The 13,531-nt window shown below is 69.1% G+C and carries 12 protein-coding genes and 1 rRNA gene; 12 read left to right on the top strand and 1 reads right to left on the bottom strand.

Annotated elements, in window-relative coordinates; all coding sequences use genetic code 11:
* Positions 1–6: 6 nt before the first annotated feature.
* A 5S ribosomal RNA gene (gene rrf, locus ITP53_RS19105) occupies positions 7–123 on the top strand.
* A gap of 150 nt (positions 124–273) precedes the next feature.
* Here rrf and ITP53_RS19100 read toward each other — a convergent pair.
* Complete coding sequence (locus ITP53_RS19100; protein ID WP_328815033.1) at positions 274–924, bottom strand: carbohydrate-binding protein; 651 nt, start codon at positions 922–924, stop codon at positions 274–276.
* A gap of 139 nt (positions 925–1,063) precedes the next feature.
* Here ITP53_RS19100 and ITP53_RS19095 point away from each other — a divergent pair, with 139 nt between their 5' ends.
* The 11 genes from ITP53_RS19095 to ITP53_RS19045 all read left to right on the top strand — a co-directional run bounded on the left by ITP53_RS19095 (position 1,064) and on the right by ITP53_RS19045 (position 13,388).
* Positions 1,064–2,356 (top strand): bifunctional folylpolyglutamate synthase/dihydrofolate synthase, encoded by a 1,293-nt coding sequence (locus ITP53_RS19095; protein WP_195896766.1) that lies wholly within the window; start codon positions 1,064–1,066, stop codon positions 2,354–2,356.
* Entirely contained in the window at positions 2,353–2,694 is a 342-nt protein-coding gene (locus ITP53_RS19090) for a DUF4233 domain-containing protein (RefSeq protein WP_207756118.1), read from the top strand. Before ITP53_RS19095 ends, ITP53_RS19090 begins: the two co-directional genes overlap by 4 nt.
* A 68-nt stretch (positions 2,695–2,762) precedes the next feature.
* On the top strand, positions 2,763–4,502 hold the full coding sequence (locus ITP53_RS19085) for a hypothetical protein (protein WP_195896763.1): 1,740 nt from the start codon (positions 2,763–2,765) through the stop codon (positions 4,500–4,502).
* Between the two features lie 157 nt (positions 4,503–4,659).
* Positions 4,660–5,070, top strand: coding sequence for a nucleoside-diphosphate kinase (gene ndk / locus ITP53_RS19080; protein WP_195896762.1), 411 nt, complete (start codon positions 4,660–4,662; stop codon positions 5,068–5,070).
* Between the two features lie 428 nt (positions 5,071–5,498).
* A complete protein-coding gene (locus ITP53_RS19075; RefSeq protein ID WP_195896761.1) occupies positions 5,499–6,530 on the top strand; it encodes a rod shape-determining protein in 1,032 nt (343 codons plus the stop codon).
* Positions 6,530–7,408 carry a rod shape-determining protein MreC gene (gene mreC, locus ITP53_RS19070; RefSeq protein ID WP_195896760.1) on the top strand — a complete coding sequence of 293 codons (879 nt, stop codon included), beginning with the start codon at positions 6,530–6,532 and terminating at the stop codon, positions 7,406–7,408. Before ITP53_RS19075 ends, mreC begins: the two co-directional genes overlap by 1 nt.
* A 195-nt stretch (positions 7,409–7,603) precedes the next feature.
* A complete protein-coding gene (gene mreD, locus ITP53_RS19065; protein ID WP_195896759.1) occupies positions 7,604–8,068 on the top strand; it encodes a rod shape-determining protein MreD in 465 nt (154 codons plus the stop codon).
* Positions 8,065–10,110: a penicillin-binding protein 2 gene (gene mrdA, locus ITP53_RS19060; RefSeq protein WP_195896758.1), complete on the top strand. Its 2,046-nt coding sequence runs from the start codon at positions 8,065–8,067 to the stop codon at positions 10,108–10,110. Before mreD ends, mrdA begins: the two co-directional genes overlap by 4 nt.
* Positions 10,107–11,273, top strand: a complete 1,167-nt coding sequence (gene rodA, locus ITP53_RS19055) for a rod shape-determining protein RodA (protein WP_195896757.1) — start codon at positions 10,107–10,109, stop codon at positions 11,271–11,273. The genes mrdA and rodA overlap by 4 nt, the downstream gene beginning before the upstream one ends.
* Positions 11,274–11,277: 4 nt before the next feature.
* Entirely contained in the window at positions 11,278–11,457 is a 180-nt protein-coding gene (locus ITP53_RS19050; RefSeq protein WP_195896756.1) for a hypothetical protein, read from the top strand.
* Positions 11,458–11,477: 20 nt separating this feature from the next.
* A complete protein-coding gene (locus tag ITP53_RS19045) occupies positions 11,478–13,388 on the top strand; it encodes a TIGR03960 family B12-binding radical SAM protein (protein ID WP_195896755.1) in 1,911 nt (636 codons plus the stop codon).
* Positions 13,389–13,531: the final 143 nt, after the last annotated feature.

The raw sequence follows: 13,531 nt of genomic DNA, 5'->3' as shown, positions 1-13,531 counted from the left end.
GAGGGTTACGGCGGTTATGGCGGGAAGGAAACACCCGGTTACATTCCGAACCCGGAAGTTAAGCTTCTCTGCGCCGATGGTACTGCACTCGGGAGGGTGTGGGAGAGTAGGTCACCGCCGGACAATCGTTAATATGGGGGAGGCCCTCGACCAGTAGGTCGGGGGCTTTTCCTGTTTTGGCCTGCCATTGTTGGTGGGTGGGCCGGCTGAATGCGAACGAGGGCCACCCCCAGCAGCCGGGGTGGCCCTCTCTTGCGTTCGGGGACCGTGAGGTCAGGCGCGTTGCCACAGAGCGGGGACGTTGGGTGGTTCCCAGCCCGCCTGCGACAGATGGCCCTGCAGGCACCGGTACGTCGCGCCTCCATACGTGACCTGGTCACCCGCCTGATAGGTCACCCCAACCTGCCAGATGCCGCCGCCCGGAGGCGGGCTTGTCGTTGGGTCCGTGGGCGGAACGCCCGGGACGTTGAGCACGAAGTCGAAGGTGGCCTCCCTGCCGGTCCCCACCGTCCGTGCGTTCATCAGCAACGCCGGATCGAAGATGGTGTCGGTGTTGTTTCTGGGTTCGCCGGGGAAATAGAGCTGCGTGGTGAGCACGGGCCGGCCTGGCGCCTGGGCCTTCACGTGAATGTGCCGGGTGCGGCCGGGATAGAGGCCCGGCACGATCGTGGTGAGTCTGAAGGCGCCCTGGGCGTTGGTGTACTGGTGACCGCGGAAGTTGTAGGTGATGTTGTCGTACGCGCCGTTCCTGTCGGCCTGCCAGAAGTCGAGCAGTACGCTGGCCAGCGGTTGGCAGGCGAGCCCGAAGACGTACCCGCTGACGGTGAGTGCCCACCGGCGCGGGGCTCGTCCGCGTGGGCGTTCTCGCCTTCCACGATGTCCTCCTTGGGGGCGGCCTGCCGGGGGGTGGAGCAGGCTGTTCACCAAAGTGGCATTCGGGCGGGTCCGATGAGTGCCCTCCAGCTTTCTATCCGATCCGCGATATGTTCTGGCCCGCGTCCGGGCCGCTACGGGCGGTCAGTAGGGTTGAGGGGTGGATTATCGTGCGATAGAACGCGCGATCATGGAGCGTGGCGTCGAGTGGGATTTCGAGCCGACGCTTGACACGATCGCGGACCTCCTGGATGTGCTCGGCTCACCGCAACGGGCATATCAGGTCATACATATCGCGGGCACCAACGGCAAGACGAGCACCGCCAGGCTCGCCGAGGCGCTGCTCAAGGAGCGCAATCTGCGAGTGGGCCGGTTCACCAGCCCTCATCTGGTGTCGGTGCGCGAGCGGATCACCGTCGACGGGGAGCCGCTGAGCGAGGAGCGCTTCGCGGAGGTCTACGAGGAGATCATTCCCTACGTCGAGTTGATCGACGCGAAGGGGCGGCGGGTGCAGTTCTTCGAGCTGCTGACCGCGATGGCGTTCGCGGCGTTCGCCGACTGGCCGGTCGACGTCGCGGTGATCGAGGCCGGCATGGGCGGGTCCTGGGACGCCACCAACGTCGCCGACGGCGCCGTGTCCGTGATCACGCCGATCTCGCTGGACCACACCGACCGGCTCGGGTCCGACATCCCCAGCATCGCCGGAGAAAAGGCGGGCATCATCAAGCCGGGCACGACCGCCGTGCTCGCTCAGCAGGAGCTCGCCGCGGCCGAGGTGCTGATGCGCCGGGCGGCCGACGTCGGCGCGGTGGTGGCTCGTGAGGGGCTCGAATTCGGCGTGCTGAACCGCGAGGTGGCGATGGGCGGGCAACTGCTCACGCTGCGCGGGCTCAAGGGTGTCTACGATGAGGTCTACCTGCCGCTCTACGGCGCGCATCAGGCGAGCAACGCCGTCTGCGCGCTGGCCGCCGTCGAGGCGCTGACCGGGGGTGACGACCCGCTCGACGCCGAGCTCGTACGCCAGGCGTTCGCGCAGGCGTCCTCGCCGGGCCGGATGGAAATCGTACGCCGTACGCCGACGGTCGTGGTGGACGCGGCCCACAACCCCGGGGGCATGCAGGCGACGCTGGAGGGGCTGCACGAGGCGTTCGACTTCGCCAAGGTGATCGGCGTGCTCGCGGTCATGCGCGACAAGGACGTCGACAGTCTGCTGGAGCTGCTCGAACCAGTTCTCGACGAGATCGTCGTCACGCGTAACTCCTCGCCCAGGTCGATGTCGCCGGAGAAACTGGCGTCCCTGGCGGAGCCGCTCTTCGGCGAGGACCGGGTGCATGTCGTCGACCGGCTCGACGACGCCATCGACAGGGGCATCGCCATCGCGGACGCTGAAGGCGAGTTCAGCGGCACCGGCGTGTTCATCGCCGGATCCGTCGTCACGGCCGGGGACGCGCGGCGCCTGCTCAAGGTGGACGGTGAGCGATGAACTTCGAGGTCACGCCCGGTATGCGAAGGCTCGGCGCCAGCGTGCTCGGCATGGAGGCCATCGTGGCGGGGCTGATCACGCCGGTGGCGATCACCGTGGCCGGTGTGGAGCCGTGGCTGGCCGTGACCGCGGGCATCGGGCTCGCCGTGCTATGCGTCGTCGTCGCAGGCCTGCTCAAGCGGCCTTTCGGGTACGTCGCCGGTAGCGTCGTGCAGGTGCTGGCGATCTGCACGGGCTTTCTCGTGCCGACCATGTTCTTCCTCGGGGCGATCTTCGCGGCGCTCTGGATCACGGCGATTATCGTCGCTCGGCGTATCGAGGGCGCTACTTCCCGCTAAAGTCGGCCTACATGGCCGTTCCCCCGATCCAGCGGTCGCCTCGTCCGGCTGCCCCCAGACATCCGTGGTTGCTCGACACATTGCTCGGGCTGCTCGTCGTCGCCGCGCTGCCGCTGGCGATCGTCGCGATACCCAACACGCTCTCCGTCGTCGCCGAATTGCTGCCCGCCGACATCGACCAGGTCGGCTGGCGTCGTACCCACGGTCTCGCGCTGCCCGCGCTGATGCTGACCGTGCCGCTCGCGTCCCTGGCGCTGCGGCGGGTGAAGGCGGCTCACCTCCTGCTCGCCGGGGTGGCGCTGGTGGCCGTGACCGACGCCGCCGGCGGGTACGCCGCCTCCGAACTCGCAGTCGGGGTCATGCGCGTGCTGCGCGGCGCCGGATCCGGGCTGATCGTGACGGGCACGCTCGTGGCCGTCTGGGACCGGGTGCCGGCGCTGCGTGCGCTGTGGGTGGGCGTGTTCAGCCTGAGCCTGCTGGCGGCGCAGGCCCTGACGCTGTGGCCGCTGGACGACGTGAGCAGTTGGAAGGTGACGCTGCAGCCGTACCCGATGGTGACGGGTGCGGCGCTTGCCCTGGCTGCGGCGTACATGGTGGCTTTGATGCTGTTCGGGAGGTCTGCCTCGCCGGTGCCCGATACGGGCGAACGCGGGCGGCTGGGGATGGCCGTCCTGCTCGCGGCGGGCATCGGCGTCGTGGCGATCAGCACGGCTTCGGAGGGGTGGCGGGCCGTGCCCGTGATGCTGCTCGGGGCGCTGGCGATCGCCGGGCTGCTGGCGCTGGCCTCGGTGGGGGCGGCGGAGAGCCGTACGCTGGCGTACTCCATGGTGGCGGTGGGCGTGGTGCTGCTGCCCAGCGCGGCTCAGGTGACGCTGGTGGAGATGGGCGGGCTCGGCGGTCCTGGGCTGAGGGGCTTGTGGGTGCCGTACGGGGTGGCCGGGATGCTCGCGATCGGTGCCTCCGTCGTGGTGCGGCTGTTCGCGGTCGGCGCCGGGCGATGGCTGGCGCCGCTGGGGCTGCTGTCGATGGTCGCCGGGTTGTGCGCGGTGCGGCTGATGGTGCCATCGGAGGACGGGCTGGTGCTGGTGGCGCCGTTGACACTGCTCGCCGTGGGGGCGGCGGTGGCATTGACCGCGACGCTGCAGGAGGTGGGGATCGGGGCCGCGGTCTTCGGGTTGTCGTTGTGCTTCGCGGGGGTGCTGGCGGGGTTCCTGCTCGGTACCGGGGTGCAGATGAAGATGTTCGATGGGGTGACCTCGGCTCAGCAGCTGGTGGACAACTTCGTCGGAGCGCTGCACAAGTGGGCGTTGGTCGGTGGGTTCCTGCTGGTGGCGGTCATCGTGCTGGTGTCCGTGATGGCACGGCGGCCTCCGATGTCCGCGCAGATCTTCGATGGCGAGACGTCGCCTTCGGGGGGCGGTTCGGTCAGGGAGACCGCGTTTCCGGACGAGGAGGCGTCGGCGGCTTCGCTGGGTGAGGAGGCCTCGGGTGCGCGGAGTGGTTCCAGTGGTGAAGAGGGGTCCAGTGCGCGAGGCGGTTCTGTGGGTGGGGATGTGGCCGGTTCTGCCGGTACGGTGGTGTGGACCGGGCAGGACGTGCTGCTCGTGCGGTCGTCCGAGTCCGAGGCCGTACCTGCCGCTGCCGATGATGAGCGGCCGACCGGTGCCATTCCGCGCGTCGTACTGCCGGTGCCGTCCCAAGGGGCGTTCGGAGAGCGTGTGGGTGAGTCCGAGGCTGATTCGGCGGCCGGGGAGCTGCCGGCCGTGCCGCCGCCGAGCCAGTCACCTGAGGAATCCGCCTCCCCGTAGGCGGGGCTTTCCCCTACGGAAACGAGGGTGTGGGCGGGGGACGGTAAGCTGAGGGCCCGGCTATGGCGACGCGACGGCCCATGCCCCGCGAAGCGTTCTCGCGGTGAGGCCGGGCGCCTGTTGCCGCGACCCCACTCTGTTCGAAGGAGAACATCAAGTGTCCGAGCGCACTCTTGTCCTGATCAAGCCCGACGGGGTTAAGCGCGGCCTCATCGGTGACGTGATCGCCCGTGTGGAGCGCAAGGGCCTGAAGGTCGTGGCGATGGACCTGCGCACCCTCGACGCCGACACCGCCAAGACGCACTACGCCGAGCATTCCGAGCGGCCGTTCTTCGGGGAGCTTGTCGAGTTCATCACGTCCGGGCCGATCGTCGCCATGGTGCTCGAAGGCCCGCGCGCCGTCGAGGCGTTCCGCGCCCTGGCCGGCGCCACCGACCCGGTCAAGTCGGCTCCCGGCACCATCCGCGGCGACCACGCCCTCGAGATCGGTGAGAACGTCGTGCACGGCTCCGACTCGCCCGAGTCGGCCGCCAGGGAGATCAAGATCTTCTTCCCTGACCGGTTCTAGTCGGTCGGGTGACCCTTGGCGCGCCCGCGCAGCTCCGGCTGTGCGGGCGCGCGTCTTTGTCGGTCCGCCGCCGTATGGTTGCCCGTGGTGGGTGAAGCGGGTGAGATGGGTCTGTGCGGCTCGTGGGCGGCTTTCTGAGGGTGGCGGCGCCGTTCTTGGGGGAACGGATGCGGGGTTGGCGGATCGGGCGGCGAGCGGGCCGCTGAGGGACTGTGGCGTGAGGTGAAGAGCCCGTCGTGGTGGCGCGCCGACTCTACGCGGCGATCGGATGTTGTGGTGCAATCCGGGCAAAATTGCGGTTGAGGTAGGGGCTGGAGATTTTTGATGGGCGCGAGGGCTCATTGCGCCCATCGGTGGGTACGTCACGTTACGATTCGAATTCGATCCGTAGTCATTCGCGAACGACGTTACGGAGGGCTCCGTTCCCCATGGGCAGCAAGCTCGCGTTCCTCGGCCGTGACATGGCGGTCGACCTGGGCACCGCCAACACGCTGGTCTACGTGCGCGGCCGGGGCATCGTGCTCAACGAGCCGTCAGTCGTGGCGATCAACACCGTCACCAGCAAGATCGTGGCGGTCGGCATAGAGGCCAAGCGGATGATCGGTCGTACGCCTGGCAACATCGTCGCGGTCCGCCCGCTCAAGGACGGCGTGATCGCGGACTTCGACGTCACCGAGCGGATGTTGCGATATTTCATCCAAAGGGTGCACAGGCGGCGGCATTTCGCCAAGCCGCGCATCATCATTGCGGTGCCCAGCGGCATCACCAGCGTTGAGCAGCGTGCGGTGAAGGAGGCCGGCTACCAGGCCGGGGCCAGGAGGGTCTACATCGTCGAGGAGCCCATGGCGGCCGCCATCGGGGCGGGGCTGCCGGTGCACGAGCCCACCGGAAACATGGTGGTCGACATCGGCGGCGGCACCACCGAGGTGGCGATCATCTCGATGGGCGGCGTGGTCACCAGTCAGTCGATCAGGGTGGGCGGTGACGAGCTGGACCAGGCGGTGATCACGTTCGCCAAGAAGGAATATTCGCTGATGCTGGGCGAGCGCACCGCCGAGGAGATCAAGATGGCCATCGGCTCGGCCTGCCCGGGCGGCGAGGAGTCGCACGCGGAGATCCGCGGCCGCGACCTGGTCAGCGGGCTGCCCAAGACCATCATCGTGTCCAGCGAGGAGATCAGGAAGGCCACGGAGGAGCCGGTCAACGCCATCGTGGACGCGGTCAAGACCACGCTCGACAAGTGCCCGCCCGAGCTGTCCGGCGACATCATGGACCGCGGCATCGCGCTCACCGGTGGCGGCGCGCTGCTCAAGGGGCTGGACGAGCGGGTCAAGGCGGAGACGGGCATGCCCGTGCACCTCGTCGACAACGCGCTGGACTCGGTCGCCATCGGCTCCGGCAAGTGCGCGGAGGAGTTCGAGGCCCTCCAGCAGGTTCTTGTGCCGGAGTCGCGGCACTGATGAGAGACTCGCGCCGGGCCCGGCTGATCCTGGGAGTGCTGCTGATGGCGGCACTGGTCATCCTGACCGTCGACCACCGCACCGGCGACAGCTCACCGCTGGCCCCGCTGCGCTCGGCCGGCGCGTACGTGTTCGGGACGGCGGAACGGTTCGGCAGCGGGGTGGTGCGGCCGGTCGGCGGGTTCGTTCAGGCCGTTCTGAGCGCGCCCGGCGCCCAGGAGCGGATCGACGGGCTCAAGGAGGAGAACGCCAGGTTGCGGGCCGGGCTGGTGGCGGACAAGCTCGACGGGGCCAGGTCCAAGGAGCTCAGGAAGGTGCTGGGGCTGTCGGGAGCCGGCGGATACAAGGTGGTTCCCGCCAACGTGGTCGCGCGGCGCGGCCAACCGGGGTTCGAGGACACCGTGCAGATCGACGCGGGCACCGGCGACGGCGTCCGGTCGGAGATGACGGTGCTCAACGGCGACGGGCTGATCGGGCGCGTCGTCCACGCCTCCGCGCACACCTCGACCGTCGTGCTGCTCAGCGACCCGGCCTCGGCCGCCGGGGCGCGGCTGGAAGGCGGCAAGGAGATAGGTGTCGTGCACGGGGTGGGGGAGAACGGGCGGCTCGTCCAGTTCAGGCTCCTGGACTCGACGGCGCCGCTGACCCGTGGTGCGCGCATCGTCAGCTTCGGCTCCCAGAACGGCGCCCCGTACGTGCCGGGGGTGCCCATCGGGGTGATCGAGCGGGTGGAGTCCACGCCGGGGGAGTTGACGCGCATCGCGTACGCCAAGCCGTACGCGGATATGACGGCGCTCGACGTGGTCGGCGTGGTGGTGGAGGCGCCCAAGCGGAATCCACGTGACGCGGTGCTGCCTGACAAGGACGGCCCGCGGTGAGTGCGGGTGTGGGGTTTGTGGTGACTGTGGGGGATTGCGGTGACCGCGGGTGTGAGGGGCCGTTTGTGATCGGGGCTGCGGGTCGAGGCCGGGGTGGCTTTGTGGCGGTCCGGGGTGCTGGCCGGGGTGGGTTATGGCGGTCAGGAGTGGCGGTCGAGATGGGGCGAGCGGGGTGCCGGTTGAGGGGGGAGAGCGGTGATCGGGGGGCTGTGCGTGCTGCTGGCGTTGCTGGCGCAGGTCATGCTGGTCAATCGGGTGCCGCTGCCGGCCGGGGGCGCGCCTGATCTGGTACTGCTGGCCGTGATCGGCGCGGCGCTGGCGCGTGGGCCCGTCGCCGGGGCGGTGCTGGGCTTCTTCGCGGGTCTGCTGGTCGACGTCATGCCGCCCACCGCGCATCTCGTCGGACAGTACGCGTTCGTGCTGGCTCTCGTCGGATACGTGGCGGGACGCGGCGCGGGCGGGCCGGTGACGACCGTGGTGTTGTGCGTGCTGCTGGCGCCACTGCTGGCGGCGGCCGTGGGCGGGCTCATCTCCGATCCACGGGTGACGATGGCCACCCTGACCGGCTACGTGCCCGTCACCGTCGTCTACACGCTGCTCGTGTCCCCGATCGTCATCTGGCTGACGGCGCGTATCGGACGGCCGGGGTACTCGACATGATCCGGATGCGAGCCCGGCTGCTGGTGCTGCACGTGCTGGTGGTGACCATGCTGGTGGTGCTGGCCGGGCGTCTGTGGCAGGTGCAGGTGGTGCGCGGGCAGGAGTTCGTCACGCGGGCGACGGAGACCAGGACGCGGGCGGTGATCGTGCCGGCCGTGCGCGGGCAGATACTCGACTCGTCGGGGCGGCCGCTGGTGCGCAACAAGACGGCGCTGGTCGTCTCCGTGGACAGGACCATCCTGTCCAGGATGCCCGACGGCGGCGTCGAGGTGCTGCGCAAGCTCTCGAAAGTGCTCGGCAAGCCGGTGCCTGACCTGCAGCAGCGGATCACGCCGTGCGGGCCGGGGATCCGCAAGCCGTGCTGGACGGGGTCGCCGTACCAGCCGGTGCCGTTGGACGAGAAGGTCGACACCCGCGAGGCGCTGCAGATCCTGGAGCGGCAGGAGGAGTTTCCCGGGGTGACGGCGGAGATCCACTCCGTCAGGCAGTATCCGGGAGGCCGGGCCGGGGCGCAGATGCTCGGCTACCTGCAGCCGGTCACCGAGGCGGAGCTGGAAGAGCGGGAAGGGCTCAAGGCCAGCTTCTCCGGGGTGGACCTGGCCGGGCGTGACGGGCTGGAGTACGTCTACGACGACGCGCTGCGCGGCAAGTCGGGGCTGCGCAGGGTGCAGGTCGACCGGATGGGCAAGGCGCTCGGGCTCGAGGAGCAGGTGACGCCCGTGCCCGGCGACCACCTGGTGACCAGCATCGACTCGCGGATCCAGGCCGTGGTCGAGAAGGCGCTCGGCAAGGCGATGAAGTCCGCGCCGGCGGCCGACGGCGGCGCGGGGGTGGTGCTCGACGCGCGTACGGGCCGGGTGGTGGCGCTGGCCAGCGCGCCCGGCTACGACCCGGCGATCTGGGGCGGCGGGATCTCCGCGCGCGGATACCAGTGGCTGCTGTCGGAGAAGTCGGGCAAACCGCTGGTGTCGCGGGCGATCAACGGGCAGTTCGCGCCTGGTTCGACGTTCAAGATCTCGTCGGTGGCCTCGATGCTGCGGGCGGGCTACCCGCTGAACGGCACCTACTCCTGCCCCGGTTCAGTCGCGGTGGGCGGCCGGGCGTTCAACAACTTCCGCGGCATCCCGCTGGGCACGCTCACCCTGCACACGGCGCTGGTCAAGTCGTGCGACACGATCTTCTACAGGGCCGCCTACGAGCAGTACCTCAAGGACGGCGGGCGGACCCCGAAGAAGGCGCCGAAAGAGGTGTTCGCCAACACGGCCAGGGCGTTCGGGTTCGGCCGGCCGACCGGCGTGGACCTGCCGGGCGAGTCCGGCGGCCGCATCCCCGACCGGGCGTGGAAGAAGGACCTGTGGAACAGGACCAGCGCGGTGACCTGCGAGCGGTCGCGCAAGGGCTATCCGGAGGAGAAGGACAGGTCGCGGGCCGAGTTCCTCAAACGGCTCGCGCTGGAGAACTGCACCGAGGGGTTCCTGCTGAGGCCCGGTGACTCGGCGAACTTCTCCATCGGCCAGGGCGACGTGCTCGTCACGCCCATGCAGCTGGCCAGGGCCTACATGGCGCTGGTGAGCGACGGCAAGGTGCGCAGCCCGCGCATCGGGTGGGCGCAGGTGCGGCCCGACGGCAAGGTCGTCAAGACCATCCCCGTGCCGGTGGTCGGCAAGCTGCCGATCAGCGAGAAGGAGCGCCGCTACATCAAGAACGCGCTCAGCCAGGTCGCCGCCGACGGCACCGCGGCGGGGGCATTCGCCGGGTTCCCGATGGACAAGATCCGCATCGGCGGCAAGACGGGCACCGCGGAGGTGTGGGGCAAGCAGGACACCTCGTGGTTCGCGTCGTTCGCGCCGACGCGGAACCCGCAGTACGTGGTGGTCGTCATGGTCTCCCAGGGCGGGATGGGCGCGCAGACGGCGGCGCCGGCCGTACGCGAGATCTATGAGGGGATCTACGGCATCAAGCGGCAGGCGGCCGTGCCCGGCGGGCGGCTCACGACGAGGTTGCCGACGTTCGCGCCGGACGGAACGGTGGCCGGGGGGTGACCGGCCGTACGATCGCCGCGCGACGGCCCTCGCTCTTCCGGCGGGTGGTCGCCGAGGACTCGACGGTGCGGCGGCTCGACGGGCTGATGCTGGTGGCGGTGGCCGGGTTGTGCGTGATCGGCACGCTGCTGGTGTGGTCGTCCACCAGGACATGGGCGCCCGGGGCCACGGGGCTGGTGAAGAAACACCTGCTCAACGAGGTCATCGGGGTGGTGCTGTGCGCGATCGTGACCATGATCGACCATCGGGCGATGCGGGCGTACGCGCCATTGGTGTTCCTGTTGTCGCTGGTCGGGCTGGGGCTCGTGATCACTCCGCTGGGCGCGACGATCAACGGGTCGCATTCGTGGATCCTGCTGGGCGGTGGGTTCGCGGTGCAGCCGTCGGAGTTCGCCAAGGTCGGGCTGCTGCTCATCATGGCGATGTTGCTGGCGCAACCGGCCGAGGGGACCGATCGGCCGCGAGGGCTCGACATCGTCCTGGCGATCATCGCCTCGGCGATCACGATGGGGCTGGTGATGCTCCAGCCCGACCTCGGCACGGCGATGGTGCTGGCCGTGATCATGGCCGCCGGGCTGGTGATCGCGGGAGTGCGCAAGCGGTTGATCGCGGCGCTGGCGGTGGTGGCGGGGCTCGGGGTGTTCGCGGTGTTCTACTTCGAGATGCTGGAGCCGTACCAGGTGGCGCGGTTCACGGCGTTCGTCGATCCGAGCGTCGATCCGCGGGGCGTGGGCTACAACAGCACCCAGTCGATGATCGCGATCGGCTCCGGGCAGCTCCTGGGCAAGGGGCTGCTCGGCGGCGGGCAGACGACCGGGCGGTTCGTGCCCGAGCAGCACACCGACTTCATCTTCACGGTGGCGGGGGAGGAGTTCGGGTTCCTCGGGTCGGTCACGGTCGTGTTGCTGCTCGGCGTGGTGCTGCTACGCGGGCTGAAGATCGCCAAGCGGTGCGAGGACAGGTTCGGGACGCTGGTCGCGGGGATGATCGTGTGCTGGTTCGCGTTCCAGGCGTTCATCAATGTGGGGATGACGATCGGGATCATGCCGATCACGGGGTTGCCGTTGCCGTTCGTGTCGTATGGCGGCACCGCCACTTTCGCCAATCTCATCGGGATCGGGCTTCTTCAGGCCATCAGGATGCGCGGGCAGTCGTTTAATTAGAAGCATGTTCGTGGCCTATTGCGACGAGTGCGAGGAGCGCTTTCTGCTTCCCGCGAACCACGTCATCGGAGTGCACAATCTGGCGAGCGGCGTCATCGCCGTCGAGCTGACCTGCTACGAGGGGCACCACATCCTGGTGCTCAGCGGAAACGACATCGACATCCCCGGACCCGCCACCGTCTGAGCGCCGCTACGCTGGGCACTATGCCTGTCGAGTCGATTTTCCACCGCCTGGAGGCGCTGCTGCCCAAGGTGCAGAAGCCCATCCAGTATGTCGGGGGTGAGCTCAACTCGACCGTCAAGGACTGGGACTCCGCCGACGTGCGGTGGGCGTTGATGTACCCGGACGCCTACGAGGTCGGGCTGCCCAACCAGGGCGTGGCGATCCTCTACGAAATCCTCAACGAGCTCCCCGGCACGCTGGCCGAGCGGACCTACACGGTCTGGCCGGACCTGGAGGCCCTCATGCGGGCCGAAGGCGTCCCGCAGTTCACCGTCGACGCGCACCGGCCGGTGCGCGCCTTCGACGTGCTCGGGGTGTCGTTCTCGACCGAGCTCGGCTACACCAACATGCTGACCGCGCTCGACCTGGCCGGCATCCCGATGCTGGCCGTGGACCGCGGCGAGGACGATCCGATCGTGCTCGCGGGCGGCCACGCGGCCTTCAACCCCGAGCCCGTCGCCGACTTCCTCGACGCGGCCGTGCTCGGCGACGGAGAGCAGATCTCCATCGCCATCACCGAGGTCATCCGCGAGTGGAAGGCCGAGGGCAGACCCGGCGGCCGTGACGAGTTGCTCATGCGGCTCGCCGAGTCCGGCGGCGTCTACGTGCCGAAGTTCTACGACGTCGACTACCACCCGGACGGCCGCATCAAGCGCGTCGCGCCCAACAGGGCGGACGTGCCGTGGCGGGTGCACAAGCACACCGTGATGGACCTCGACGAGTGGCCCTATCCGAAGAAGCCGCTGGTCCCGCTGGCGGAGACGGTGCACGAGCGGTTCAGCGTGGAGATCTTCCGCGGCTGCACGCGTGGGTGCCGGTTCTGCCAGGCGGGCATGATCACCCGCCCGGTGCGCGAGCGCTCGATCACCACGATCGGCGCCATGGTGGAAAAGGGCGTCAAGGAGTCCGGCTTCAACGAGGTCGGCCTGTTGTCGCTGTCCTCCGCCGACCACTCCGAGATCGCCGACGTCGCCAAGGGCCTGGCCGACCGCTACGAGGGCACCAACACCTCCCTGTCGCTGCCCTCGACCAGGGTCGACGCGTTCAACATCGACCTGGCCAACGAGTTCTCCAGGAACGGCAGGCGTTCCGGCCTGACGTTCGCGCCGGAGGGCGGCTCCGAGCGGATGCGTAAGGTGATCAACAAGATGGTCACCGAGGAAGACCTCATCCGCACCGTCACCACGGCCTATTCGCAGGGGTGGCGGCAGGTCAAGCTCTACTTCATGTGCGGGCTGCCCACCGAGCAGGACGAGGACGTGCTCGGCATCGGCGACCTCGCCAAGAAGGTCATCAAGGCGGGCAGGGAGGCGACCGGCAGCCGCGACATCCGCTGCACCGTGTCCATCGGCGGCTTCGTGCCCAAGCCGCACACACCGTTCCAGTGGGCCGGGCAGGCCGACCACGAGACCGTCGACCGGCGGCTCAAGGCGCTGCGCGACTCGCTCAGAGGCGACAAGCAATACGGCCGGGCCATCGGCTTCCGTTACCACGACGGCAAACCGTCCATCGTGGAAGGCATGCTGTCGCGGGGGGACCGCAGGGTCGGGGCCGTGATCCGGGCCGTCTGGGAGGACGGCGGCAGGTTCGACGGCTGGAGCGAGCACTTCTCCTACGACCGCTGGATGGCGGCCGCCGAGAAGGCGGGTGTCGACGTCGACTGGTACACCACGCGTGAGCGGGAGGAGAACGAAGTCCTGCCGTGGGACCACCTCGACGCCGGGCTCGACCGCGAGTGGCTCTGGCAGGACTGGCAGGAGGCGGTCTCCGGTGGCGAGGTCGAGGACTGCCGCTGGACTCCGTGCTACGACTGCGGGGTCTGCCCGACCATGGGCACGGAGATCCAGATCGGTCCCACGGGGCGAAAACTCCTTCCGCTGACGGTGGTCTAGCGCGCTCAGTGGGCGCATCGTGCCTCGGCGTACACGGAGCATGCCCCGGAGCGGCTTATCCTGAGACAAGGAACTCTTACAAACGGAAGGACGACAAGCTCTGAAACCTGTTCCCGAAGGGCCTCCGCCCGCGCCCACGGTGC

Origin of the sequence: Nonomuraea cypriaca (genome assembly GCF_015645445.1) — a bacterium.
Lineage (GTDB): Bacteria > Actinomycetota > Actinomycetes > Streptosporangiales > Streptosporangiaceae > Nonomuraea > Nonomuraea cypriaca.
The sequence above is the reverse complement of the archived record's forward strand: the minus strand, read 5'-3'. Positions and strand labels throughout refer to the sequence as shown.